Origin of the sequence: Microbulbifer sp. YPW1 (assembly GCF_013367775.1) — a bacterium.
In the GTDB taxonomy this organism is placed as follows: Bacteria; Pseudomonadota; Gammaproteobacteria; order Pseudomonadales; family Cellvibrionaceae; genus Microbulbifer.
On record NZ_CP055157.1, the window covers coordinates 1,551,418 to 1,576,018 of the forward strand.

The following is a 24,601-nucleotide window of genomic DNA, read 5'->3' on the forward strand; positions in this document are numbered from 1 at the left end:
CCCATGGCGGAACTCAGCACTCTGGCCCGGCCCTACGCGAAAGCGGCCTTTGCCCACGCACAGCAAGCCTCCAACCTTTCCGGTTGGAGCGTTGCGTTGGCAACCGCAGCGGCGGTCAGCCAGAACGAAAAAGTTGGCGAGCTGTTGGATAACCCACAGCTGACCAGTGAAGTGCGCGCGGAAAAATTCCTGTCTGTTTGTGGCGACTTCGATGCGTCCCTGCAGAACTTCATCAAGCTGCTGGCGGAAAACCACCGCCTGCCGCTGCTGCCGGAAATTTCCGAACTGTTCGAAGACCTGAAGGCCCAGGCAGAAGCCACTCTCGAAGTGGAAGTTATTTCTGCCCGCCCGCTCAGCGACGAACAGTCCCAGCGCCTCACCCAGGCTCTCAGCAAGAAGTTTTCCCGCGAGGTGCACCTGCACAACGCGGTGGATGAAAACCTGCTGGGCGGCGCAATCATTCGCGCTGGTGACACGGTGATCGACGGTACCGTGCGCGGTCGACTGGCCAAACTCGCCGAGGCGATGAACTCCTAAATTATCGTCCCCTCTACCGTACGCGGTGGAGGGGAATTCGAGGAACAGAGCATGCAGCAACTGAATCCCTCTGAGATCAGTGAAATTATCAAGAGCCGCATCGACAATCTCGATGTGAGCACCGAGGCCCAGAACGAGGGCACCATTGTTTCCGTATCCGACGGTATCATCCGCATCCACGGCCTGGCCGACGTGATGTACGGTGAAATGATCGAGTTCGAGGGCGGCGTCACCGGTATGGCGCTGAACCTGGAGCGTGATTCCGTTGGTGCCATCGTACTGGGTGACTACAAGTCCCTGGCGGAAGGCCAGAAGTGCCGTTGCACCGGCCGCATCCTGGAGGCACCGGTTGGTCCGGAGCTGCTGGGTCGCGTGGTTGACGCACTGGGTAATCCGATCGACGGTAAAGGTCCGCTGAACAACAAGCTGACCGACGCGGTTGAGAAAGTAGCCCCCGGCGTAATTGCCCGTCAGTCCGTAGATCAGCCGGTACAGACCGGTCTGAAAGCGGTAGACACCATGATCCCGATCGGTCGTGGCCAGCGTGAGCTGATCATCGGCGACCGTCAGATCGGTAAAACTGCGGTTGCGATCGATGCGATCATCAACCAGAAAGGCACCGGCATTAAGTGTATCTACGTTGCCGTAGGCCAGAAGCAGTCTTCTATTGCCAACGTTGTGCGCAAGCTGGAAGAGCACGGCGCTATGGATCACACCATCGTGGTTGCCGCCGGCGCTGCCGACCCGGCTGCGATGCAGTTCCTGGCACCGTACGTAGGCTGCACCATGGGTGAGTACTTCCGCGACCGCGGTGAAGACGCCCTGATCATTTACGATGACCTGACCAAGCAGGCCTGGGCCTACCGTCAGATCTCCCTGCTGCTGAAGCGTCCTCCGGGCCGTGAAGCATACCCGGGTGACGTTTTCTACTTGCACTCCCGTCTGCTGGAGCGCGCCGCGCGTGTAAACGCCGAGTACGTAGAAAAGTTCACCAACGGTGAAGTGAAAGGCAAGACCGGCTCCCTGACCGCACTGCCGATCATCGAAACCCAGGCGGGTGACGTTTCCGCATTCGTACCGACCAACGTAATCTCCATTACCGATGGTCAGATCTTCCTGGAAACCGACCTGTTCAACTCCGGTGTACGTCCGGCAATCAACCCGGGTATCTCCGTATCCCGTGTTGGTGGTTCTGCCCAGACCAAGATCATCAAGAAGCTGTCCGGTGGTATCCGTACCGCGCTGGCTCAGTACCGCGAACTCGCGGCCTTCTCCCAGTTCGCTTCCGACCTGGACGAGGCTACCAAGGCCCAGCTGGACCACGGTGAGCGCGTTACCGAGCTGATGAAGCAGAAGCAGTACTCTCCGCTGTCTATCGCGGACATGGCTGTTTCCGTTTATGCCGCGGACAAGGGTTACCTGAACGACGTAGAAGTTAACAAGGTGCTGGACTTCGAATCCGCCCTGCTCGCTTACATGAACAGCGAACACGCAGAGCTGATGCAGCAAGTAAACAGCACCGGTAACTACAACGACGAAATCGACAGCGCCTTTAAGGCCGCGATCGAGAAATTCGTCGCTACTGGTAGCTGGTAAGTACCCGTGCGTAGAAGCCGGCCCGCAAGCCGGCTTCTACTGGTTAACTTCCGGCAAAAAGGTAACTGACTATGGCAGGCGGAAAAGAAGTACGCACAAAAATTGCCAGCATCAAGAGCACGCAAAAGATCACCTCGGCCATGGAAATGGTTGCGGCGAGCAAGATGCGCAAGGCTCAGGATCGCATGGCACTGGGGCGCCCTTACGCAAGCCGCATTCGCGCGGTGATTGGCCACGTGGCCAACGCCAACGCGGAATACCAGCACATCTACCTGCAGGAGCGCGAAGTTAAGCGCGTGGGGTACATCCTGGTATCCACCGACCGCGGTCTCTGTGGCGGCCTGAACATCAACGTGTTCAAGGCGGCTATCCGCGATATGCAGTCCTGGGATCAACAGGGCGTGGGCGTGGACATCTGCGCAGTTGGCAACAAAGCGGCCAGCTTCTTCAACAACATCGGCGGTAACGTCGTAGCAGCGGTGCGCGACCTGGGCGACCAGCCCCAGGCCAAGCAGCTGATCGGCTCCGTCAAGGTAATGCTCGATCGTTTCGCCAGTGGCGACATCGACCGTCTTTTCCTGGTGTCCAACGAATTCGTGAACACCATGACCCAGAAGCCGCAGATTCAGCAGCTGCTTCCGTTGAAAAAAGACGAAGACGAGCAACTGCAGCACGAGTGGGACTACCTGTACGAGCCGGAGCCGGTCGAGCTTCTCGACGGCCTGCTGACTCGCTACATCGAATCCCAGGTGTACCAGGCAGTAGTTGAAAACAAGGCCTGTGAACAGGCTGCACGTATGATTGCGATGAAGAGCGCCACCGACAACGCCGGTGAGCTGATCGACGCACTGCAGCTGGTTTACAACAAGGCGCGCCAGGCAGCGATTACCCAAGAGCTGTCTGAGATTGTTGGCGGCGCCGCGGCAGTCTGACCCTCGTCAGACACCCGCAGAAAGATTTGAACTTTGAGGATCGGGAAATGAGTAACGGGCAAATTGTGCAAGTTATCGGCGCGGTCATCGACGTGGAATTCCCGCGCGACGCCGTACCGAATGTATACGATGCACTCGTGGTAGAGGACAAGAACCTCACCATGGAAGTGCAGCAGCAGCTGGGCGACGGCATCGTGCGTGCCATCGCCATGGGTTCTTCCGAGGGTATCTCCCGCGGTCTGCCAGTAAAGAACACCGGTGCGCCGGTTTCCGTACCGGTAGGTACCGAGACCCTGGGCCGGATCATGGACGTACTGGGCAACCCTATCGACGAGTGTGGCCCTATCGGTGAGAAAGAGCGCGCCTCTATCCACCGCGCTGCGCCGACCTATGAAGAGCAGTCCAGCTCCACTGAACTGCTGGAGACCGGCATCAAGGTAATCGACCTGGTATGTCCGTTCGCCAAGGGTGGTAAAGTTGGTCTGTTCGGTGGTGCCGGTGTAGGTAAAACCGTAAACATGATGGAGCTCATCAACAACATCGCCACCGAGCACAGCGGTCTGTCCGTGTTCGCGGGTGTGGGTGAGCGTACTCGTGAAGGTAACGACTTCTACCACGAGATGCAGGAAGCCGGCGTTGTAAACGTCGAAGAGTTTTCCAAGTCCAAGGTAGCGATGGTTTACGGCCAGATGAATGAGCCGCCCGGCAACCGTCTGCGTGTAGCCCTGACCGGCCTGACCATGGCCGAGAAGTTCCGTGACGAAGGTCGTGACGTACTGCTGTTCGTCGATAACATCTACCGTTACACCCTGGCCGGTACCGAAGTATCCGCACTGCTCGGCCGTATGCCGTCTGCGGTAGGTTACCAGCCGACCCTGGCGGAAGAGATGGGCGTTCTGCAGGAGCGTATTACCTCCACCAAGACCGGCTCCATCACCTCTATCCAGGCGGTATACGTACCGGCGGATGACTTGACTGACCCGTCTCCGGCGACCACCTTCGCGCACCTGGACTCCACTGTAGTACTGAGTCGTGATATCGCTGCCAAGGGTATCTACCCGGCCGTTGACCCGCTGGATTCCACCTCCCGTCAGCTGGATCCGCTGGTAATCGGTCAGGAGCACTACGAGTGTGCCCGTGGCGTACAGAGCGTTCTGCAGCGCTACAAGGAGCTGAAGGACATCATCGCGATTCTGGGTATGGACGAGCTGTCTGAAGAAGACAAGCAGATCGTAGCCCGCGCGCGTAAGATCGAGCGCTTCCTGTCTCAGCCGTTCCACGTTGCGGAAGTATTTACCGGTGCACCGGGCAAATACGTTTCCCTGAAAGAAACCATCCGCGGTTTCCAGGGCATCCTGAACGGTGATTACGACCACCTGCCGGAGCAGGCCTTCTACATGGTCGGCACCATCGACGAAGCCGTCGAGAAAGCCAACAAGAAGTAAGGCACGCGTGTAGCGCCCAAATTTTTGGGCGCTATGAGGCAAACAGCTGAGAATGAGGTAGCCTTATGGCTATGACCGTACATTGCGACATCGTTAGCGCAGAGGAATCCCTCTTCTCCGGCCTGGTGAAGATGGTGATCGTCAGCGGCGTGGAAGGGGAACTCGGTATCTCCTACGGCCACGCACAGCTGCTGACCCATCTCAAGCCTGGCCCGGTTCGCATCATCAAAGATGATGGTGAGGAAGAGGTGCTGTTCCTGAGCGGTGGCTATGCCGAAATCCAGCCGAACATGGTTACCATCCTCGCCGATCTCGCCGAGCGCGAAATCGACGAAGATGCAGCCAGAAAAGCACGTGAAGAGGCGGAACACGCCCTGCGCAGTGCCCCGGCGGAAATCGACTACACCCGCGTTTCCGCGCAACTGGCCGAAGCCGAAGCGCGTCTGCGTACCCTGCAGGCAATCCGCAGGGCAGCCGGCAAATAATTCCCGCCACCGTGCTGGAATCGAAAAAAGCAGCTTCGGCTGCTTTTTTTTATTTCCGGCTGACAAAACTTCACAAAGCAAACCGCTCGCAACACACACTCACTTTGCGCCCTGTGTCGCAAAAGCAGAATCTGCTTGCCCTCTCAAGTGTCACAGACTCGTCGTTCGACTTTTCTCGCAACCACCTCCCCTGCCCTGAAGCCCCCGTCATGATGGGGATCACCCGCGGTAACCGGTGTAAATGACCAAAATTACCTGCGGTGTCTCTGTTACATAGTGTTACTCCGTGGTGAAAATACTTGTGCTCTATTTGAAGGCCTGGCGTCGCTCGGCAGTACCGCTAGAGCGGCCCTGAAATAAAAATAACCCAGTCAGGAGGCCTTCATGCCACTCGCGAAAATTTTCTCGCGCATATCCCTACTGGCGACGCTGACGGTCGCAGCTCTGCTGTCCGTCTCCGCGCACGCCATGAAAATCAAACAACAAAACCTGGAACAGCTGGTTGCCACTTCCGAGAGCATCATCATTGGTCAGGTGAGCAGTGTCACCGATGGTTTCCAGAACGGCGCGCCCTACACCGAAGTCACCATTCGCGTAGGCAGTGATGCAAAGGGCAAAGTCAAAGAAGACAGTGAATACACTTTCCGTCAGTTCGGCCTGATCAAGCCGCGCTCCATGGGTAACGGAAAAGTCTATCTGGGTGTTACCCCGGAAGGCTTCGCCAAGTGGAACGAGGGTGAGCAAGTCGTTGCATTCATGTACAAAAAAGCAGAAATGACCGGCTTCCAGACCACCACAGGTATGGCTCAGGGCAAGTTCATTGTGAGCAACGACAAAGCCACTAACGCCTTCAACAACCACGGCCTGTTTGAGGGCATGGACACGTCGAGCCTGTCCGCCGAAGAACAGAACATGGTTACCAATCCGGGCGCTATTAGTGCGGCCACTTTCGTTGGTCTGGTGGGCAAACTGGTTGAGGAGGGCAAATAATGAAAATGAAAAAGCTCAATATCGCGATGGCCCTGGCTCTCGCTTCCGCCGGTGCCCAGGCTGGTGGTCCGCTGTATATCCACGAGCCGACCATGCAGCCGTACAAGTGGGATACTTCCAAGGGGGATATTCCGGTATACACCGACGGCGGCCCAATGACCCCCACCGCCGACGGTGGCCAGGCGCCTGCGTTTACCGTGAACTACGATGGAACTGTTTTCCTGACCATCGAACAGGCCAATGCGGTTACCGCCAAGGCGATCGCCGAGTGGACCAATGTTGAAACCTCTACCCTGTCGATGACCATCCAGGGCACCATCGAACAGCAGACCGGTATCGCCGACGTCAACGAAACCAATGTTGGCGAAATCTACTCGAAGGAGAACGGCTACGGTTTCTGGGTCAACTACGACACCGATGGCCAGATTCTCGAACAGTATTTTGGTGTGCCGAAAAACCAGGTGCTGGGTATTGCCTTCCCCGAGTGGGCGGACGAAGAGACCGGTGAGATTACCGAAGCCACCGCGCTGATGAATGGCTGGTTTGTAGACGTCAGTGATACCGAGGGTGAAAAGGTGGCCGGTGTATTCACCCACGAGTTCGGTCACGCCATGAATATGTCGCACTCCCAGGCAAACGGACACTTCAGCTACATGGCCGCAGGCTATCGCCCTTACTACGACGGCGTACCCGGGTGTGACACTGCGAATGTGTTCAATGGTTCACAGGTTCCGTCCGCGGACACCATCGAAACCATGTTCCCGTTCATCAATGTACGCGGCGAGGCAGGACGTCAGCAGGCGAGCATCAGCGTACGCGATGACATCGTCAATATTTCCGACCTGTACCCCACCGACGCGTACAAAACCCAGTACGGTTCCATCACTGGCAAGCTGTATCTGAAAGACGGTGTCAGTGAATACTCCGGCATCAATATGGTGGCGCGTAACATCGACAACCCGATGTACGACGTGATCACCCAGCAGTCCGGCAACATGACCCAGGGTATGGTCGGTCCGGACGGCACCTTTACCATCAACGGTCTGCAGCCGGGCGCCCGCTACGTACTGTATACCGACACCATCAAGGCCGGCGGCTACCCCACTCGCCCGACCGCCATTGTGTCCGAGGCCGAGTACTGGAATGCCGGTGAAAGCACCAACCCGGGTGAGGACCGCGCCTGTAATTTCACCCCGATTACCGTCCAGGCCGGTGAAACCAAACAGACCGATATGTACTTTAACGGTTATCAGGATGGCATCCAGTACACACCACTGGTAGAAGCGTTTGTTACCGACCTGGCCAAAAACGGCAAGAAGGCCTTCGGTATCGTGGGCAACGGCATTCCGTTTGTTTATGACTCGGTACAGAAGAGCTATGCCTTGCACCCGAATGTGGATGTGCGTACCAACGGCGGCAAGATGAACAAAAATGCCACCAAGGCCGTGATTACTGCAGACCTGGATAATAACGGCATCCGCGAGCCGGCAATGTGGGACCTGCTTAGCCACAAACTAGAACCAATGCAGGATCTGAATGGCAACACCTGTGGTGGTTCTGGTTCACTGGGCACCCAGTCCGCAGCGGTGTGGGATATGGACGACAGTGGCGAAGTCATGGTCGGTCTTGGCTACAAGGATGTGGATGGCGACGGTATCTGCCAGCGCTCTGGTGCCGGTGAAATGGTGCCTGTCAAATGGGACAAGCACGGCAATATCGAGGAGCTTCCCTACGATCTCCCCGGTTTCGTGCAGTGGGTGCGCGCGGATCGCGTGTCCGGCGATGGCAGTGTGATCACCGGTTCCAGCACCTACAAGCAGGTGGCCTGGGTCAATGGTGAATTCCGCGATATCTACACCGAGTTCGGCGCCAAAAACGCCACCGCAATGACGCGCGACGGTGGCATCGTTGCGATCGACACCGATACCGGCGTCAAGCTGTGGAATACCAAGACCGATGAGCTGGAAGATCTGGGTGGCCTGACCTGGTGTGAGGATATGGACTACAACCATTTCTTCCTGGGTAATCTGTGCACCAACCCGATCTACGGTCCGGACTTCGTACAGAGCTATTTTGGCCCTATCCCGGTCATGCCCACCGACATGAACGACGACGGTTCAGTGATCGTCGGTCGCGCCGGCGGCTACTTCACCGGCTTTATCGGCGGGGTCTACCTGGAAGGTATCGGCTGGATCAACACCCGCGACTTCTTCGCCAAGCAGGGCGTGGTTGAGGCGTCCCAGTATCCGGCGGACAACCCGCTGGCACTGAGTGGCGACGGTTCGGAAATGATGGGTAACCTGGCTGGTGCCACCATTACTTTCGATATCAATATGGAAACCGCCTTCGTGTGTGAAAATGGGCGGGATCGAGAAGTCAGCTTCCCGAAACAGCTGATTGCCGAGGTCAAGAATGGCGCCGAATTCGGCCGCTGTGCACACCTCAACGACTGATTGACGTCAGTCACCTAAAGAAAAGCCCGCCTTCACGGCGGGCTTTTTTGTGCCCGAACAAAGCAGCTTAGGCTGCTTTTTTGTTGTCTATATGGTTTGCTAGCGAGCTGTAAATCTACTCTGCGCAATTTGGAGTCGAACGAGTGCAATCTTCTGATCAACCGGTAATCGGTCTCGCTCTGGGCAGCGGTGCTGCCAAAGGGTTTGCCCATATAGGTGTGCTCAAAGTACTGGATGAAATGGGTATTCGCCCGAGTGTTGTCGCGGGTACCTCCATGGGTGCATTTGTGGGTGCGGCCTACGCCGCAGGGTGCCTGGACAAGATGGAAGACTGGGTGCGTCAGCTGGATAACTGGAAAGTATTTTCCCTGCTGGATATCAACTGGTCGCTCAGCGGCGGCGTGATCGGTGGCATCAAACCATTTCGCACCTTTTTTGAGGACTTTGAGTTCACGGATATTGAGGAGCTTCCCCTGCCCTTCACTGCTGTGGCCACCGACCTGCACAGCGGCCAGGAAATCTGGCTGCAACAGGGCAACCTGCAGGATGCGGTCAGTGCCTCCTGCTCCATTCCGGGTCTGTTGTCGCCCAAATCCCTGGCGGGGCGTTGGCTGGTAGATGGCGCGGTGGTGAACCCTGTGCCGGTGGATGTGTGTCGTGCAATGGGCGCTACCACTGTAATCGCGGTGGATGTGACCGAAGATGCGGCGCCCCGTGGTAAGCGAGAACAGGGCGAGGTGCGCAGTGTCATCAGTACACGTTCTTCGTCTGCCGAGGAGTTGGCTCTGGAGGTCGAAAGCGAGGAGATCGCCCGCCTGGAGCCGGAGAATGATGCGCACAGCGAAGACCCTGGCGTTGCCAGCAGTTTTACCCGCCTGGTGGAACAGGGACGGGAACAGCTGAACAGCCTGCGCTCCCGTCGGGAGGCGCGGGCTACACCGCCCGGCATGTTCGACACCATGCGTCAGGCCATGGAGATTCTCGAGCGTCGCCACAAGCGCACGCGCATGATGGGATCGCCACCGGATGTACTGATCATGCCGAAAGTCGGTTCCATCGGCGGCAATGAATATGCCCGCGCCGGAGAGGCGATCGAGCTGGGGGAAACCGAAGCCCGTCGCTTGCGCACCTGGATAGAGGATATGGTGTACCGAAAGTGAACCGTCTCATTCGCGCACTGGCTGCCGCTGTCGCACTGATCTTGTCCCATTCCGCCGTAAGCGGTGACCGCGCATGGTTTGAATACCAGTCTGAAAATTTCACCGTTTATTCCGATGTGCCCGAGCCAAGGGTTAACGCGCTAATGCGCGACCTGGAGCGTTTTCGCCGCACCGCGCTCGCTTTTACCGGACTGGAGGAGATCCCGGAAAACCGCAACCTGCGGGTTTTCCATTTCCGCAATTCGGGCGAGTTCGAAAAATTTTCCGGCGATCGCAAAGTCGCCGGCTTTTACCGGGAAACCTGGCGGGGCCCGGTTATCTTTTCCCGCGATGGCGATCACGGGATTAGCGGTTCCGGGCTGATTTTTCACGAATATGTACACCACCTGATGCGCGAGCACAGTGGAATGACCTATCCGCGCTGGTATTCGGAAGGGTTCGCCGAGTTGCTGGCGAGCGCGGAGTTGCAAAAAAATTCGGTCGTGGTCGGCGGTATTCCCGAGTGGCGTCTGAGTGCCTGGGCCAGCGAGGAACCGCTCACCATCGAACAGCTTCTGCATCCGCCATCAATCAGTGCATCTGATGACGCTGGTAGTGGCCGTTACTGGAACAACTACTATGCCAGCGCCTGGCTGCTGACCCATTACCTGCAACTGGGGCACCATGCGGGACACCCGGATTACCGGGCAGCCAGTGAAAGTTACTTGAAGGCGGTCGCCGCCGGCGATGATCCGGTAAAAATCTTCGAAGAGCATTTCAATAAAAGTGTGCGGGAAATGCAGGCAGAAATACGTGCGTATATGCGCGATGACATCCTGCGTCACAAGCTGGACATTGCCGACTACTCCTATTCGATACCCCGTCGCGCCGTTACCGACAACGAACACCTGTTCCTGCTTGCGAGCGAGGCAATGGAATTTGGCCGAGTACAGTTGGCCATGGACTATCTGCAGCAGAGCAAAAAACACGATCTGGGCTGGCAGGAAAACCTCACCGCCATGGCGGTGCTGCGCGCTGAGCAGAAAGACTTCAAATTCGGCGAAAAGGTTGCGCAGGATATCGGTGAATATGGGATGGTCAGCCACCTTACCGCAGCAAACCTGGCCCGCTTTTACCTGCTGAGACTGCAGTCATTGACCCTGACCCGGCACTGGGATGACGACGACTACGCAGCGGCAAGAAAATACGCAAAAATCGCGGTGCAGGCGGGGCCGGACTATTTGCCGGCGTATCGCACCCTGTGGACCGTTTATCAATTAAAACGGGAAAGCGAGCCGGCACTGCAAATTATGCTGAGTGCCTATCAGCAGGAACCCAATCACCTCAACCTGAATGCGGCGATCGGGTTTTATCTCGCGCATCTCGATCGCCATGCCGAGGCGCGCGCGTATCTGGAGCGGGTAATTGCCTGGAGCCATTCCGATGAACTGCGTTCCCGCGCGCAAGATCTTCTACAGCCCGCCCGCTTCAGCAAAGACCAATAAAAAAACCCGCGATAACTCGCGGGTTTTTCGTTTGGGTACTGCTATCGATTGCGGATAGCGAAATCAGTGCACCCAGTGGTGACGCTGCTGCTTTTCCTGAATCGCTTCAGCGGTGGGCGTGGGCATGGCGCTCACCGGCAGGCGTTCATGGAAGAACGCCAGGCGCTCGTCTCCGTTCACTTCGTTCATGGTGGCTGCATCAAACACCTTGCCGTTGATCACGGTGTACTTCACCTGCTCGGACAGACGCAGGTTCTCCAGCGGGTTGCCATCCACCACGATGATATCCGCCAGTTTGCCGGCTTCCAGGCTGCCGATGTCTTTATCCATACCCAGGTAGCGAGCGCCGTCGATGGTGCCGGCGCGGAACGCCTCCCACGGGGTGAAACCCCCCTGCTCCATCATCCACAGCTCCCAGTGGGCGCCGAGGCCTTCACGCTGGCCGTGGGCACCGATATGTACAGTGACGCCTTTTTCGCGCAGCTGTTTAGCGTGGTGGGCCACGTCCACATGGTTGTAGTGGTGGTCCGGCGCCGTGGGGCGACGGATGGAACGGGGGTTGACGATAAAGTCCGGGGTGTAGCGCGTCAGGCGCTCGTTCTTCCACACCTCGGTGCGGTCGTACCAGTAGTGCTCACCGGAGAGACCGCCATAAGCCACCACAAAGGTCGGGGTGTAGCCGACGCTGGTCTGGCCCCACAGCTGTTCCACGTCGGAGTAGATATTGGCGATGGGCAGAGAGTGTTCTACCCCGGTGTGGCCATCCACAATCATATTCATGTTGTGCTGGTACTTACCGCCGCCTTCCGGAACCACCATCAAGCCGAGCTTGCGACCCGCTTCCAGCACCTGCTGGCGCTGCTCGCGACGCGGCTGGTTGTAGCTCTTTACGGAGATCGCGCCCATTTCCTTGAGGCGGCCCACATGGAACTCGGCGTCTTCGAGGCTGTTGATCTTGGCCTTGTAGCCGGGGCCCTTGGCACCGTAAAGGATGGTGCCGGTGGAGAAGATGCGCGGGCCATCGATGATGCCGGCCTTCTGCATTTCCGCGGCGGAGAAGATCTCGCTGCTGTCGTTGGATGGGTCGTGAATGGTGGTCACCCCGAACGCCAGGCTGGAATACAGGTTCCAGTTCTGCTGCGGGATGATTTCCTCGCGCCCCTGGGCGCCGTGGGCGTGAGCGTCAACGAGGCCCGGCAATACGGTCTTGCCGGTGACATCGATGCGCTGGGCGCCCGCGGGAATTTCCACCTCACCGGCGGAGCCCACTGCGACGATGCGGTTGCCGCGGAACAGCACCACGCCGTTTTCGATGACTTCCTGCGCGGTTTCCGCATCGCGCATGGTCACCACGGTGCCCCCGGTCAGGGCTACCAGTTTGCCGCTGTTGGCGAATTGCTGTTTGAAACCGAGGTCGATACCCTCACTGACCGGCTCCGGCAGCTGTTCCGGCGCGCCGGCGACAAAATCAAATGCTTCCTTGAGTTTGCGCTCGTACAGCTTGGGGCCGTGGGACCAGCCCAGGGTCTGGCTGTCGGCGGACCAGTGCAGGTTCTCGCCCGCCTGCTTGGACACCTGGGTGACCTTCACCGCGCTGGCTTTGGGACCGATGGACTCGGATTTGCCGGTGTGCATAAACGGTGCGGCAAACGCCTTGAAGTCCTGGGTGAAGGCCACCCAGCGCCCGTCCGGGGACAGGCGGAATGAGGTGATCTCGGCGCCATGCAGGTGCTCGCGCTCGTCCTTGCCGCGGGTGTCGACGCTCTTGAACACCCGTTTGCCACCGTCGCCGTAGATGTATTCGGAGAAATAGATGCGCTCGCCGTCGGCACCAAAATGCGGCTCGTAGCCGGATTTGGCGATGCGGCGCTGCCAGTCACCGCCTGCGTCCGCGAGGTAGATGCCCGGCTCCAGGGAGTATTCCGGGCTCAGCAGGTAACCACCGGTAAAGCGACGGAAGGCCACGGTTTCGCCATCCGGGGAGAAGCTCGGCTCCACATAAAGCCCGGGTTCGCGGGTGATGGTCTTACCGCGACCGTTGCGTGCGGACACCACACGCACCTGACCGAGGTCTTCATCGTCCCAGGTTACATAGGTGATCTGCTTGCCGTCCCGGGACCAGCTGGGAAAGAACTCAAAGTGCTCATCCTGACGGGTCAATCGGCGACGTTCGCCGCTGTTTGCGTCCTGAACGTAAATCTTGCCCAAAGCCTGGAAGGCAATCTGTTTGCCGTCTGGTGACTTCTGTGCCCAGCGGATCATCTTCACGTCGAATGCATCCGGGGCTACGTCTACCGGAAAACGCACCGCATCGGCGATTTTTTTCTCGGTCTTGATGTGTGCAACGATTTCCCGTGCGCCGCGCTCCAGGCTGCTGCCGTCCGCGTTGATACGCAGGAATTTACCGCCGCTCCACACGATCAGGGATTTTCCGTCGGGCATCCAGTCGTATTGCACATAGTTGCCGTGGGAGCCGAACGTTTCCTGCAGGTCGCGCTCGAGACCGGAGTAGATCGGCTTTTCCAGACCGCTGGTGAGGTCTTTTACAAACAGGGAGGTCTGGTCGTCCTGACGGCGGATAAACGCCAGTTGCTCGCCGTCGGGGGACGGAACCGGGGCGATGGCGCCGCCGGGGCCGGAGATAAAGGTCTCTTCCTTGCCGTCCTCCAGGTCGTAGCGGTTGATGGCAAAGATCTGCTGGGTGGAGTTCTTGTTGTACTCCCACACGGTCCCCGGGGTGGTGTCGATGGCGTAATAGATGTAGCGGCCGTCCGCGGAGAACACCGCATCGGAGATATTCTTCTGTGCAATATCGCCGCCGAGGCGCGCCTTGATCTGGCGGCCTTCACCCCCGCCGTAGTGGTACATCCAGATTTCGCCGGCGGGGATACTGCGGCCGGACATGAAGCCCTTGCGCGCCACCAGGTACTGGCCGTCGGGGCTGAAACTGGGGGCGTGTACCAGGTTTTCGCGCTCGGTGGTCAACTGGCGCAGGTTCTCGCCATTGCGGTCCATCAGCCAGATGTTGTCGGCGCCGTCGCGGTCGCTCACGAACACGATCGACTTGCCGTCGGGGCTGAAGCGCGGCTGGGTATTCCACGCGATTTCGCTGGTGATGGCCCTGGCTTCGCCGCCAGTTACCGGCATTTCGTAAATATCACCCAGCATATCGAAGATGATGGTTTTGCCATCGGGACTGATATCCAGGTTGCTCCAGGTGGTCTCGCGGGTATCCAGGGGAATGGATTTGAACTCGTAGGGTGGCTTGTTCACATCCCACTTGTCCGCCTCTTTTTTGGCGTCTTCCGCAACGGCGGCTAGGGGCAGGGTCAGGGCGAGACCCGCACCGCCGATCAGGCGCGCGAGTTTGCTGACCTTGGTCTTATCAATCATGAGTGGCTCCCTGGTATGGGGTTATCGTTATGATGTTGCAGACGCTTGTGGCGACCGCAGTGTGTATCTTTCGAATCAAACTACCCGAAAGGCCGCAAAAGGCAACGAATCTGCGCCGAATGGCGAAAACTTCGGGACTGGTGGGGAATCGGCGTACGGCGCAGTGTTGGGGGGTATCGGCACAGAATTTATCTCTGCCTTTCCGGGGGTAGACCCTGTGCGAGCCGCCGGAATAGACCGGCTAGACTGAGGGTTGAGGTGTTGCAATCGGGCACCCGTCAACTTCCGGTAAACCCATGAGCCACGCAGATCACCATGACCGCCCCAAGACCGATAGCAAGATTCTGCAGGAGCAAATGGATGAGAGCCTGAAAGAGTACGGGCGCAGCAACCGCTCCCTGTTTCTGTCGTCGCTCGCCGCGGGTCTGGAAATCGGCTTCAGTTTCTTTCTGATCGCCGCGTTTTACAGTCATTTCCACGGTTCTGTTTCACCGGAACTGATGTACCTGCTGGTGGCGATGAGTTATCCGATCGGTTTTATCCTGGTGATTATCGGTCGCGCCGACTTGTTTACCGAGCACACCACCCTCGCGATTTTGCCCGTCTTCGACGGGCGCAAATCGGTACCTGAATTGTTGCGCGTATGGGGCATCATCTATAGCGGAAACCTGGCGGGTGCCGCACTGTTCAGTTTGCTGTTTGTACAGTTTGTGGGGATGACCGAACGCTTTGATGAATCCGTGTTTGCTTATTACAGCGGAAAGATGATGGCGGACTACGGTGGTGGCCAATTCATGGGGGCTATCTTCGCCGGATGGTTGATGGGGTTGCTCGGCTGGATGGTGGCCTCTTCTACCGAAACTATCAGTCGCATTGTCGCGGTAGCCCTGATTACCTTTGTGATCGGGCTCGGTGGTCTCGCGCATTGTATTGCGGGTGCGGTGGCGATGTTCTGCGCCTGGTTTGCCGAGGGTACCGATGTAGGGTTTGCGGATGTCGCTACCTTTCTTGCGATTGCCACCGTCGGCAACACCATTGGCGGGGCGATATTTGTCGGTCGGGTGAAATACAGCTATATCGCCAACCACAGATAGCCCCGGGCATCGGGCTGCTGCAGCGGATCTAGCCGATGTAAGATGCATCGGTGGTGAATACCACGTCGAACTCCTGTTCAGCAACGAACTCCGCCATGCGCTCGGTGAGCTGTTCCCGCCAGGCATCCGCCTGCTCGATACCGGCACTGCGGTGCCCCTCACCCAGTAAAATACGCGCGTGCAAATACACCGAGCGACCGATCTTGGTGATGCTGAGCGACCATTCCTCCCCCGGGATATCGTGCATGGCATCGCGAAACGCGCGCCGGATTTTTCGCTGTACGTCGATCGGCGGTGCTGCCAGCAGGACTTCCATCAGGTTGCGGATCAGAATGCGCAGCGGAACCGGCAACATCACCATCACCATGATGATCACCATCCAAGAATCCACATATGGCAACTGGTCCCCCAGCGCTTCGCCAAACAGCCACACCAGGGTGAACGCGATAAGCACCACACCACTGAGCACGCCGTCCATCATCCAGGCAAACGCGTCTACTTCTATCAGCGTTGAGCCCGTGTGCCTGGCAATACGCCGCAGCACCAAAAAGACGGCGAGACAACCGCTACTGGCGATGGCGGCGTAAATCGTCGCTATTCCCGCATCCAGATTTCGCCCGTCCTGATACAGGGCGGCTATCGCCGAAGACAGTGCCATCACCATTACACCCAGTATCACCATGCTCTGGAGCACGTTGAAAGCGGGCTCAAAGCTGGCATAGCCGAACGGAAAGCGCCGGTCCGCACCGCGACGGATCAGTCGCGATACCACCAGCATCATCAGCGACATGACGAAGCTCACCAGTGAGAAAACACCGTCCAGAAAGATTGCTGTGGATCCGGTCCAGTGGGCGAAGCCGAAGCCCAGTGCCGCCATGAACAGACAGCCCACAATCGACAGCCATAAGCCGCGTGTTTCCATCGTTTCAATATTCCCGTTGCTAAGTGTCGTAGAAATAGGATCAGCGAAATTCTAGATGCGTTTTACCTATGCAACACGGCCTGTACTTGTGGAGTCGGGGTGAAGTGGCCACAATTCGCAGCCATTCTTAGTAAACAGCTGTTCGACCAGGTATTTCTATGGCCATCGATATCGTCATCCTCGCCGCCGGCAAAGGCACCCGTATGCGCTCTGACCTGCCCAAGGTGCTGCACCCCATTGGCGGTGTACCGATGCTGGGACGGGTGATTGATGCGGCAAAAGGACTCGGCGATGTCGCGATCACCGTGGTCATCGGCCACGGTGCGGATCTGGTGCGCGAGCGATTTGCCGACAGCGGCGTGCAGTTTGTGGAGCAGACCGAGCAGCTGGGTACCGGCCACGCGGTGGCCCAGGCGATTCCCAATTTCCGTCCGGGCAGCACGGTACTGGTGTTGTACGGCGATGTTCCTCTGGTGAAAACCGCAACCCTGCAGGACCTGCTAAAGGCCTCTGCGACTGGCCCTGCACTGCTGTCGGTGGTAATGGATGACCCCAGTGGCTATGGCCGCATCGTGCGCGACACCGTCAACGCGGTGCAGGCAATCGTGGAAGAAAAGGACGCCGATGACGCTACCCGCACCATCCGCGAAATCAACACCGGTATCCTCGCTGCCCCCGGCGACCTGCTCGCCCAGTGGCTGCCGGAACTCTCCAACGACAACGCCCAGGGCGAGTACTACCTGACCGACGTGGTAGCGCGCTCGGTAAGCGAGAATATTGCGGTTGCCGGCGTTATCGCCGAAGATCCCGACGAAGTTGCCGGCGTAAACAGCCGCGCCCAGCAGGCAGAGCTGGAACGTGCGCTGCAGCGGGAGCAGGCAGAGGCACTGATGGCTGCCGGGGTGACGCTGCTGGATCCGGCGCGTATCGATATCCGCGGCCAGCTGGAATGCGACAGCGATGTAAGTATCGATATCAACTGTATTTTCGAGGGCCAGGTGAAGCTCGGCGCCGGTGTCAAAATCGGCCCCAACTGCCTGCTGAAGAACTGTGCACTGGCGGCGGGTACGGTGCTGGAAGCCAATTCGATTGTGGAAGACGCGGTAGTGGGTGAAGCCTGTACCGTGGGACCTTTCGCCCGTCTGCGCCCGGGTACCGAGCTCGCAGACGGTGCCAAGGTGGGGAACTTCGTTGAGACCAAGAAGGCGAAAATCGGTCTCGGCAGCAAGGTAAACCACCTCTCCTACATCGGCGATGCGGAGGTGGGTGAAGGCGTCAATATTGGTGCCGGCACCATTACCTGCAACTACGACGGCGTAAATAAATCCAAGACCACCATCGGCGATGGCGCCTTTATCGGTTCCAACTCCGCCCTGGTCGCCCCGGTGGAAATTGGCGCCGGGGCTACCATCGGTGCCGGTTCAACCATCACCCGTGAAGTGAGTGCTGACGAACTGGCTGTGGCCCGAGGTAAGCAGCGCAATATCAGTGGCTGGCAGCGGCCTACCAAGAAGTCTTGAGTTCCTTGGCCTGGGTGCTTTGAAGCTATCTGGGTGGCGGTGGGGCACCGGAACTTTGACAAAACGGACCCCGTAACGTCCTGCCAGCAAAGAACCCCCAACTACACTAAAAGCATCGGAATCCAGGGAACCCAAGCCGATGCTCAAACCTCGCCTGCAGCTCCAGGCTTCCTTCGATATCGCCCGCCTGCAATTTATCGACCGGCAGGGGCAGGCCACACAGCCACTGCCGGAATTCGCCACTCCCGACTGGCTGACCTACTGCCTGCGCCAGATGCAGCTCGCCCGTCTGGTGGACGATCGCGCGGTTAAGCTCCAGCGAACCGGTCGTCTCGGCACCTATCCCTCGTCCCTTGGTCAGGAAGCGATTGGCGTTGCCACTGCCAACGCCATGACGGCAGAGGACGTTTACTGTCCCTACTACCGGGAAACCGGTGCCTTCCTTGAACGCGGTGTGCTGATCGAGGAAATCCTCGCCAACTGGGGCGGCGACGAGCGCGGCCAGCATTTCACACACGTCCCCGGGGATCTCCCCATCTGTATACCCATCGCGACCCAGGCACTGCATGCGGCCGGCGTCGCATTTGCCCTGAAATATCGCCAGCAGACAAGGAATCAGCCGCTTCAGGTTGCCGTCGCCAGCTCCGGTGAGGGCGCCACCTCCAAGGGGGATTTCTACGAGGCCATGAACCTTGCCGGCGCCTGGCAGCTGCCGGTGGTGTTTGTGGTCAACAACAACCAGTGGGCCATTTCCGTGCCCCGCGCCGCGCAGACTGGCACCCAGACCATCGCCCAGAAAGCCGTGGCCGCTGGCATTCCGGCACTACAGGTGGACGGCAACGATGTTGCCGCTGTCGCCTGGGCGGTGCGGGACGCTATCGCCCGGGCTCGTCAGGGCGAAGGCCCGGCGTTGATTGAGGCGATGAGTTACCGTCTGTGCGACCACACCACCGCCGATGACGCCAGTCGCTATCGCAGCGCACAGGAACTGGAGGACGCCTGGCAGTGGGAGCCGATCAAGCGATTGGATACCTATTTGCGCGCCCAGGACCTGTGGAGCGATGCTAAACAGCAGGACCTGGATCGGGAGCTGGCGCAGATCATGGAGGCCGCGCTGGATCGCTGGGAAACCCGCGACCGGGAACCGGCCACAGCCATCTTCGACCACCTGTATGCCCAGTTGCCGGCCGCGTTTTACGAGCAGTACGACCAGCTGCGCGACGAGCAGGTGCGAACTGCTAACCGGGGGAATTAGATGGGAGAGGAAAGTAAGCCGATCACTCTGGTGGAGGCGGTCACCCTGGCGCTGGCCCACGAGCTGGAGCGGGACGGCGATGTTGTGGTGTTCGGTCAGGATATTGGTGCCAACGGTGGCGTATTCCGGGCAACGGACGGTTTACAGCACCGATTTGGAAGCGAGCGGGTGCTGGATACCCCGCTCGCGGAAACCATGATTGCCGGTATTGCCGTGGGCATGGCTACCCAGGGCCTCCGGCCGGTCGCCGAGTTCCAGTTTATGGGTTTTATCTACCCCGGCCTCGACCATATCCTCAATCACGCTGCGCGCATGCGCAACCGCACCCGCGGTCGCCTGTCCTGTCCTGTTGTGTATCGCGCGCCCTACGGCGGTGGTATCCACGCGCCGGAGCATCACTCCGAGAGCACCGAGGCCTTGTTTGCTCATATCCCCGGCTTGCGCGTTGTGGTGCCCTCCTCCCCGGCGCGGGCCTACGGATTGCTGCTGGCCGCGATACGCGATCCCGATCCGGTGCTGTTTCTCGAGCCCAAACGCATCTACCGCGCGGCGAAGCAACCAGTGCCGGACAACGGCGAGGCGCTGCCACTGGACTGCGCCTTTACCCTGCGCGAGGGCAGTGACCTCACCCTGATTGCCTGGGGCGCCAGTGTGCGGGAAACCCTCGCTGCTGCGGAGCAACTGTCCAGCGAGGGTATTGAGGCGGAGGTCATCGACCCCGCTACCCTCAAGCCCCTGGATATTCACACCATCATCGACTCCCTGGAAAAGACGCACCGCTGTGTCGTGGTGCACGAGGCCGCGCGCTTCGGCGGGCTCGGCGCGGAGATCGCGGCGCAGGTTCAGGAATACGCCTTCGACCTGCTGGAGGCACCGGTCCAGCGGGTAACCGGCTACGACACCGTGATGCCCTATTACCAGTTGGAAAACACTTACCTGCCCGGTGTAGAGCGAATTCTGGCCGGCGCTCGCGCCGCGCTGAACTATGCGCGGGAGGGAGAGTGATGAAGATCTTCCGGTTGCCCGACCTGGGCGAGGGACTGCCCGATGCGGTCATCCGCGAATGGCATGTGGATGAGGGAGACACCGTCAAGGCAGACCAGGTTCTGGTCAGCGTGGAAACCGCCAAGGCACTGGTAGAAGTCCCCTCGCCGTTTGCCGGCACCGTACAAACCCTGTTCGCCGCCGAGGGTGAGACACTGGAAACAGGGCAGCCGCTGATCGGTTTTGCGGAAGCCGAGTCGGATACCGACGAGATACCGGCAGACCGAAAGTCTTCGGCAGAGCCCGCCGGCGATAGCGGTACCGTCGTTGGCAAGATTGAGCAGGGCAGCGAAGCCCTCGCCGTCGAGCAGCGTCCCACCACCATACGTCCCCGCTGCGCTACCCCGGCGGTGCGCGCCCTGGCCCGCCGCCTCGGTGTCGATCTGGATAGTTTGCATCCCTCCGGCGCCCGCTTTAACGAGGCGGAAGTCCGCGCTGCCGCCCGCGGCGAAACCCTGCCAAGATGGAGCGAAAAACCGGCTAAAAGTAGCGAAAAATCGCCAAAAGAAGCTGAAGTGGCCCCGTCTACCCCCGCGTCGGCAGATATCGCCCCCGCCCGCCGGGCCATGACCATTGCCATGAACCGCGCCCGCGACCAGGTCTGCCCCATGACCCTGTTCGACGAGGTGGATATCTCCGATTGGCCCAAAAGCACCAGCACCACCCTGCGCCTGCTCAAAGCTATCGCCCACGCCGCCGCGGAAGAGCCGAATCTGAATGCCCATTTTGAAAACGAGACCCTTGAACCGAAAACCCCGGTGAACGTGGGCCTGGCGGTAGATGCTCCCAAGGGCCTGTTCGTCCCGGTACTGCAAGACGTTGGCGCCCAGTCTGACGAAGCCATACTGGAGACCATCACCCGCTTCAAGCAACAGGCCGGAGAAGGCGCCATTCCGCAGATAGACCTCCAGGGCGCCACCATCCACCTCTCCAACTTCGGCAGCCTCGCCGGCCGTTTCGCCACCCCGATCGTCGTGCCACCCCTGGTATGCATTGTCGGCGCCGGCCGCGCGCACAAGGCGGTGCTTCCCCACAAAGGCAAGGCGCGGGTGCGCAAACTGCTGCCACTGTCCATCACCGCCGACCACCGCGCCGTTACCGGCGGCGAACTGGCGAGATTCCTGAAGGCACTGAAGAAATACCTGGAAACCGCCTCGTAGTGAGATGCGTTTCTCCAAATTCGGGTTGTGATATTAAATTTCGGTTTGCTATTCTTAAGTTACGAATCGAAACTTAAGCAGCCATGTCCAAACGCAACACCCAACAGCGCCGCCATCAGATACTGCAGCAGATCAACGAAGCCGGCGAAGCCAGTGTCGAAGCACTGGCACGCCAGTTCGAAACCTCAGAAGTTACGATCCGAAAGGATCTGGCGGCGATGGAAGACAGCGGCCTGCTGCTGCGCCGCCACGGCGGTGCCATCCCCCTGCCCCGGGAACTGGTTGCCGAGGACCCGCTCTCTATCACCAAGCGTGCCATTGGCCGCGCCGCCGCCGGACTGATCCGCGACCACAACCGCATCGTCATCGACTACGGCCGCACCACCACCGGACTGATCACCGAGCTCGACAAAAAACGCGGCCTGGTGGTCATGACCAATTCCCTGCACGTTGCCAACCAGCTGCGGGAACTGGAAAACGAACCCACCCTGCTAATGACCGGCGGCACCTGGGATCCCCACTTTGAAGCCTTTCAGGGACAGGTCGCTGAACAGGTGCTGCGCGGCTACGACTTCGACCAGGCGTTTATCGGTGCCGACGGTATCGACCTCGAGCGCGGCACCTGCACATTCAACGAGCAGATCGGTCTGTCGCGGGTGATGGCTGACGTTGCCCGCGAAGTCATCGTGATGGCGGAGTCGAGCAAAGTCGGAAGAAGAATCCCTAACCTGGAACTGAGCTGGGAGATGTTTGGCACCCTGGTGACCGACAGCGGAATTGACGACAAGGTTTGCGCGCAGCTGGAAAACCGAGGCCTGCGCGTAATCTGTGCGGAAGTGAACTAAAGAACGATACGCAGCGTGTAAAACACACAGCAGCATGACGAGAAGGTACCGATACCGGCCCAAGTCCGGTAGTCCGAAACAAAAGAGGTCAAAGAAAATGTGTGGAATCGTAGGCGCTTTGGGCCAACGCAATGTAACCGGAATCCTGTTGGAAGGCCTGCGCCGACTGGAATACCGTGGCTATGACTCCGCCGGCGTGTGCCTCGTCAACGGCGACGGCAAACTGCAGCTGCGCAAAACCCAGGGCAAGGTCGCGGATCTCGAGTCCGCTCTCGACGACAGCCCCACCGCCGGCCAGCTGGGTATCGCACACACCCGCTGGGCCACCCACGGCGTTCCGTCGGATAAAAACTCCCACCCGCATACGTCCGGCGACATCGCCCTGGTGCACAACGGCATCATCGAAAACTACCAGGAACTGCGCGAAGCGCTGATCGCAAAAGGCTACGAGTTTCAATCCGAAACCGACACCGAAGTCGTCGTCCACCTGATCAACGATCTCAGTAAAGACGGCCGCGATCTACTGCAGGCCGTCACTGCCGCCACCCAACAACTCCACGGAGCCTACGCCCTCGGGGTTGTCTGTTCCACCGAACCCGAGCGACTGGTTTGTGCGCGCCTGGGGAGCCCACTGGTTATTGGTGTCGGCATCGAGGAAAACTTCATTGCCTCCGACCCCATGGCCCTGCAACAGGTCACCGACCGCTTTATCTTTTTAGAGGAAGGCGACATCGCCGAAGTCACCCGCGACGGCATCGCCGTATGGGACAAAACCGGTGAAGAAGTCAGCCGCCCGGTCAACAAACTGCAGGGCGGCCACGACGCTGCAGACAAAGGCCGCTACCGCCACTATATGCAGAAGGAAATCTTCGAGCAGCCCAAAGTAGTCGAAGCCACCATGGCCGGCCGCATCGGTGAACACTCCGTACTGTCCCAGGCCCTCGGCACCGCCGCCAACGAAATCCTGCCCCAGGTTAAACAGGTACAGATCGTCGCCTGTGGCACCAGCTACCATGCCGGTCTCGTCGCCCGCTACTGGATCGAAGACTGGGCCGGTGTCCCCTGCTCCGTCGAAGTCGCCAGTGAAATCCGCTACCGCAAAACCGCGGTGCGCCCGGGTACCCTGTTTGTCACCATCTCCCAGTCCGGGGAAACTGCAGACACGCTGGCTGCTTTGCGTCAGGCCAAGGAGCTGGGTTACCTCGCGTCCATGACCATCTGCAACGTCCCCAACAGCTCACTGGTACGGGAGTCTGAACTACAACTGATGACCGAAGCCGGCCCCGAAATCGGCGTCGCCTCCACCAAAGCATTTACCACTCAATTGGTTGCCCTGCAGCTGTTCTGTATCGCCCTTGCCAAAGCCAATGGCATGACCAGCGAACGCGAAGCAGAACTGGTAAGCGCCCTGCACCAGCTGCCGGAGCTGATGAAAAAATTCACCGGCCTGGATGCACTGGTAAAAGTCACCAGCGAAGCCTTCGCAGAAAAAAATCACGCACTGTTTTTGGGGCGCGGCGTCGAATATCCAATCGCACTGGAGGGTGCGCTGAAGCTGAAGGAAATTTCCTATATCCACGCCGAGGCCTATCCGGCAGGCGAACTCAAACACGGCCCACTGGCGTTAGTAGATGCGGATATGCCGGTTATCGTCGTGGCGCCAAATGATGAGCTTCTGGAAAAACTGAAATCTAATCTGCAGGAAGTGCGCGCGCGGGGGGGAGAGCTGTTTGTTTTCGCCAGCCCCGAAGCTGGATTTAAAAGTGAATCGGGTCTGACCGTGGTCGAAGTGCCGGATGCGCCGGAAAGCCTGCAACCGATTCTGTACACCGTACCGCTGCAGTTATTGAGCTATCACGTCGCACTATTGAAAGGCACCGACGTGGATCAGCCGAGAAATCTGGCTAAATCAGTAACCGTAGAATAATTCGGAAATCAATAAACCTTCCCGCAGCCTATAAACGGATTAACCTCTGGGCTGCGGAAGGTTTGACAAAAAGCTGCATTACACCGAATTATAAAAAATATTCTGATAATCCAATCTTTGTCTGCTTCCCCACCTTTTCAAATAACACAATAGTGCCAACTGATTTCACCGGATCGAGAATCCGAAAATAAAAATCTCTATTTTTATCGGCACACCTGTACCAATAAAAACAGAGAAAGCCAAATTGAAATAAAATAAAATAAAAAATAAAAGATTAAATGCGCGCCATTAATTTTTCATATCTCTTAGATTTCCTGACGCAAACATTCTTTTATGGCGCGAAAATCTGTTAAGGTCGC

18 protein-coding genes are annotated in these 24,601 nt (G+C 58.6%); 16 read left to right on the forward strand and 2 right to left on the reverse strand.

What is annotated here, in order from left to right:
• Positions 1 to 3 precede the first annotated feature (3 nt).
• The 9 genes from HUW35_RS06570 (at position 4) to HUW35_RS06610 (ending at position 11,082) form a co-directional block, all read left to right on the forward strand.
• Complete coding sequence (locus tag HUW35_RS06570; protein ID WP_181254801.1) at positions 4 to 537, forward strand: F0F1 ATP synthase subunit delta; 534 nt, start codon at positions 4 to 6, stop codon at positions 535 to 537.
• A 51-nt stretch (positions 538 to 588) separates the two neighbouring features.
• Entirely contained in the window at positions 589 to 2,133 is a 1,545-nt protein-coding gene (atpA, locus tag HUW35_RS06575) for a F0F1 ATP synthase subunit alpha (protein WP_181254802.1), read from the forward strand.
• Positions 2,134 to 2,204: 71 nt separating this feature from the next.
• Positions 2,205 to 3,065 carry a F0F1 ATP synthase subunit gamma gene (gene atpG, locus HUW35_RS06580; protein WP_181254803.1) on the forward strand — a complete coding sequence of 287 codons (861 nt, stop codon included), beginning with the start codon at positions 2,205 to 2,207 and terminating at the stop codon, positions 3,063 to 3,065.
• A 47-nt stretch (positions 3,066 to 3,112) separates the two neighbouring features.
• Entirely contained in the window at positions 3,113 to 4,510 is a 1,398-nt protein-coding gene (gene atpD, locus HUW35_RS06585) for a F0F1 ATP synthase subunit beta (protein ID WP_181254804.1), read from the forward strand.
• A gap of 65 nt (positions 4,511 to 4,575) precedes the next feature.
• A complete protein-coding gene (locus HUW35_RS06590) occupies positions 4,576 to 4,995 on the forward strand; it encodes a F0F1 ATP synthase subunit epsilon (protein WP_181254805.1) in 420 nt (139 codons plus the stop codon).
• Between the two features lie 384 nt (positions 4,996 to 5,379).
• Entirely contained in the window at positions 5,380 to 5,985 is a 606-nt protein-coding gene (locus HUW35_RS06595; protein WP_181254806.1) for a hypothetical protein, read from the forward strand.
• The gene (locus HUW35_RS06600; protein WP_181254807.1) at positions 5,985 to 8,438 is read left to right on the forward strand and encodes a hypothetical protein; all 2,454 of its coding nucleotides are present in this window, start codon (positions 5,985 to 5,987) and stop codon (positions 8,436 to 8,438) included. The genes HUW35_RS06595 and HUW35_RS06600 overlap by 1 nt, the downstream gene beginning before the upstream one ends.
• A gap of 143 nt (positions 8,439 to 8,581) precedes the next feature.
• Positions 8,582 to 9,598, forward strand: a complete 1,017-nt coding sequence (locus HUW35_RS06605; RefSeq protein WP_181254808.1) for a patatin-like phospholipase family protein — start codon at positions 8,582 to 8,584, stop codon at positions 9,596 to 9,598.
• A complete protein-coding gene (locus tag HUW35_RS06610) occupies positions 9,595 to 11,082 on the forward strand; it encodes a lipopolysaccharide assembly protein LapB (protein WP_181254809.1) in 1,488 nt (495 codons plus the stop codon). The genes HUW35_RS06605 and HUW35_RS06610 overlap by 4 nt, the downstream gene beginning before the upstream one ends.
• A gap of 63 nt (positions 11,083 to 11,145) precedes the next feature.
• Here HUW35_RS06610 and HUW35_RS06615 read toward each other — a convergent pair whose 3' ends face one another.
• On the reverse strand, positions 11,146 to 14,475 hold the full coding sequence (locus HUW35_RS06615; RefSeq protein ID WP_181254810.1) for an amidohydrolase family protein: 3,330 nt from the start codon (positions 14,473 to 14,475) through the stop codon (positions 11,146 to 11,148).
• Positions 14,476 to 14,771: 296 nt separating this feature from the next.
• On the opposite strand from HUW35_RS06615, the gene HUW35_RS06620 reads away from it, so the two are divergent.
• The gene (locus tag HUW35_RS06620) at positions 14,772 to 15,569 is read left to right on the forward strand and encodes a formate/nitrite transporter family protein (RefSeq protein WP_181254811.1); all 798 of its coding nucleotides are present in this window, start codon (positions 14,772 to 14,774) and stop codon (positions 15,567 to 15,569) included.
• Positions 15,570 to 15,597: 28 nt separating this feature from the next.
• Here HUW35_RS06620 and HUW35_RS06625 read toward each other — a convergent pair whose 3' ends face one another.
• Positions 15,598 to 16,491, reverse strand: a complete 894-nt coding sequence (locus HUW35_RS06625) for a cation diffusion facilitator family transporter (protein WP_181254812.1) — start codon at positions 16,489 to 16,491, stop codon at positions 15,598 to 15,600.
• A gap of 158 nt (positions 16,492 to 16,649) precedes the next feature.
• Between HUW35_RS06625 and glmU the strand changes: the two genes are divergently transcribed.
• From glmU to glmS, 6 genes are all read left to right on the forward strand, one after another.
• Positions 16,650 to 18,011, forward strand: coding sequence for a bifunctional UDP-N-acetylglucosamine diphosphorylase/glucosamine-1-phosphate N-acetyltransferase GlmU (gene glmU / locus HUW35_RS06630; RefSeq protein ID WP_181254813.1), 1,362 nt, complete (start codon positions 16,650 to 16,652; stop codon positions 18,009 to 18,011).
• Positions 18,012 to 18,150: 139 nt separating this feature from the next.
• Complete coding sequence (pdhA, locus tag HUW35_RS06635; RefSeq protein WP_181254814.1) at positions 18,151 to 19,266, forward strand: pyruvate dehydrogenase (acetyl-transferring) E1 component subunit alpha; 1,116 nt, start codon at positions 18,151 to 18,153, stop codon at positions 19,264 to 19,266.
• Positions 19,267 to 20,271, forward strand: coding sequence for an alpha-ketoacid dehydrogenase subunit beta (locus tag HUW35_RS06640; protein ID WP_181254815.1), 1,005 nt, complete (start codon positions 19,267 to 19,269; stop codon positions 20,269 to 20,271).
• Positions 20,271 to 21,470 carry a dihydrolipoamide acetyltransferase family protein gene (locus HUW35_RS06645; RefSeq protein ID WP_181255594.1) on the forward strand — a complete coding sequence of 400 codons (1,200 nt, stop codon included), beginning with the start codon at positions 20,271 to 20,273 and terminating at the stop codon, positions 21,468 to 21,470. The genes HUW35_RS06640 and HUW35_RS06645 overlap by 1 nt, the downstream gene beginning before the upstream one ends.
• A gap of 83 nt (positions 21,471 to 21,553) precedes the next feature.
• Positions 21,554 to 22,315, forward strand: a complete 762-nt coding sequence (locus tag HUW35_RS06650; protein ID WP_181254816.1) for a DeoR/GlpR family DNA-binding transcription regulator — start codon at positions 21,554 to 21,556, stop codon at positions 22,313 to 22,315.
• 97 nt (positions 22,316 to 22,412) lie between these two features.
• Complete coding sequence (glmS, locus tag HUW35_RS06655) at positions 22,413 to 24,242, forward strand: glutamine--fructose-6-phosphate transaminase (isomerizing) (protein WP_181254817.1); 1,830 nt, start codon at positions 22,413 to 22,415, stop codon at positions 24,240 to 24,242.
• Positions 24,243 to 24,601 lie beyond the last annotated feature (359 nt).

Excerpts from the sequence above, each read along its gene's own strand:
- HUW35_RS06570 (WP_181254801.1), top strand. The coding sequence starts at position 4 with ATGGCGGAACTCAGCACTCTGGCCCGGCCCTACGCGAAAGCGGCCTTT.
- atpA (WP_181254802.1), top strand. The coding sequence starts at position 589 with ATGCAGCAACTGAATCCCTCTGAGATCAGTGAAATTATCAAGAGCCGC.
- atpG (WP_181254803.1), top strand. The coding sequence starts at position 2,205 with ATGGCAGGCGGAAAAGAAGTACGCACAAAAATTGCCAGCATCAAGAGC.
- atpD (WP_181254804.1), top strand. The coding sequence starts at position 3,113 with ATGAGTAACGGGCAAATTGTGCAAGTTATCGGCGCGGTCATCGACGTG.
- HUW35_RS06590 (WP_181254805.1), top strand. The coding sequence starts at position 4,576 with ATGGCTATGACCGTACATTGCGACATCGTTAGCGCAGAGGAATCCCTC.
- HUW35_RS06595 (WP_181254806.1), top strand. The coding sequence starts at position 5,380 with ATGCCACTCGCGAAAATTTTCTCGCGCATATCCCTACTGGCGACGCTG.
- HUW35_RS06600 (WP_181254807.1), top strand. The coding sequence starts at position 5,985 with ATGAAAATGAAAAAGCTCAATATCGCGATGGCCCTGGCTCTCGCTTCC.
- HUW35_RS06615 (WP_181254810.1), bottom strand. The coding sequence starts at position 14,475 with ATGATTGATAAGACCAAGGTCAGCAAACTCGCGCGCCTGATCGGCGGT.
- HUW35_RS06620 (WP_181254811.1), top strand. The coding sequence starts at position 14,772 with ATGAGCCACGCAGATCACCATGACCGCCCCAAGACCGATAGCAAGATT.
- HUW35_RS06625 (WP_181254812.1), bottom strand. The coding sequence starts at position 16,491 with ATGGAAACACGCGGCTTATGGCTGTCGATTGTGGGCTGTCTGTTCATG.
- glmU (WP_181254813.1), top strand. The coding sequence starts at position 16,650 with ATGGCCATCGATATCGTCATCCTCGCCGCCGGCAAAGGCACCCGTATG.
- pdhA (WP_181254814.1), top strand. The coding sequence starts at position 18,151 with ATGCTCAAACCTCGCCTGCAGCTCCAGGCTTCCTTCGATATCGCCCGC.
- HUW35_RS06640 (WP_181254815.1), top strand. The coding sequence starts at position 19,267 with ATGGGAGAGGAAAGTAAGCCGATCACTCTGGTGGAGGCGGTCACCCTG.
- HUW35_RS06645 (WP_181255594.1), top strand. The coding sequence starts at position 20,271 with ATGAAGATCTTCCGGTTGCCCGACCTGGGCGAGGGACTGCCCGATGCG.
- HUW35_RS06650 (WP_181254816.1), top strand. The coding sequence starts at position 21,554 with ATGTCCAAACGCAACACCCAACAGCGCCGCCATCAGATACTGCAGCAG.
- glmS (WP_181254817.1), top strand. The coding sequence starts at position 22,413 with ATGTGTGGAATCGTAGGCGCTTTGGGCCAACGCAATGTAACCGGAATC.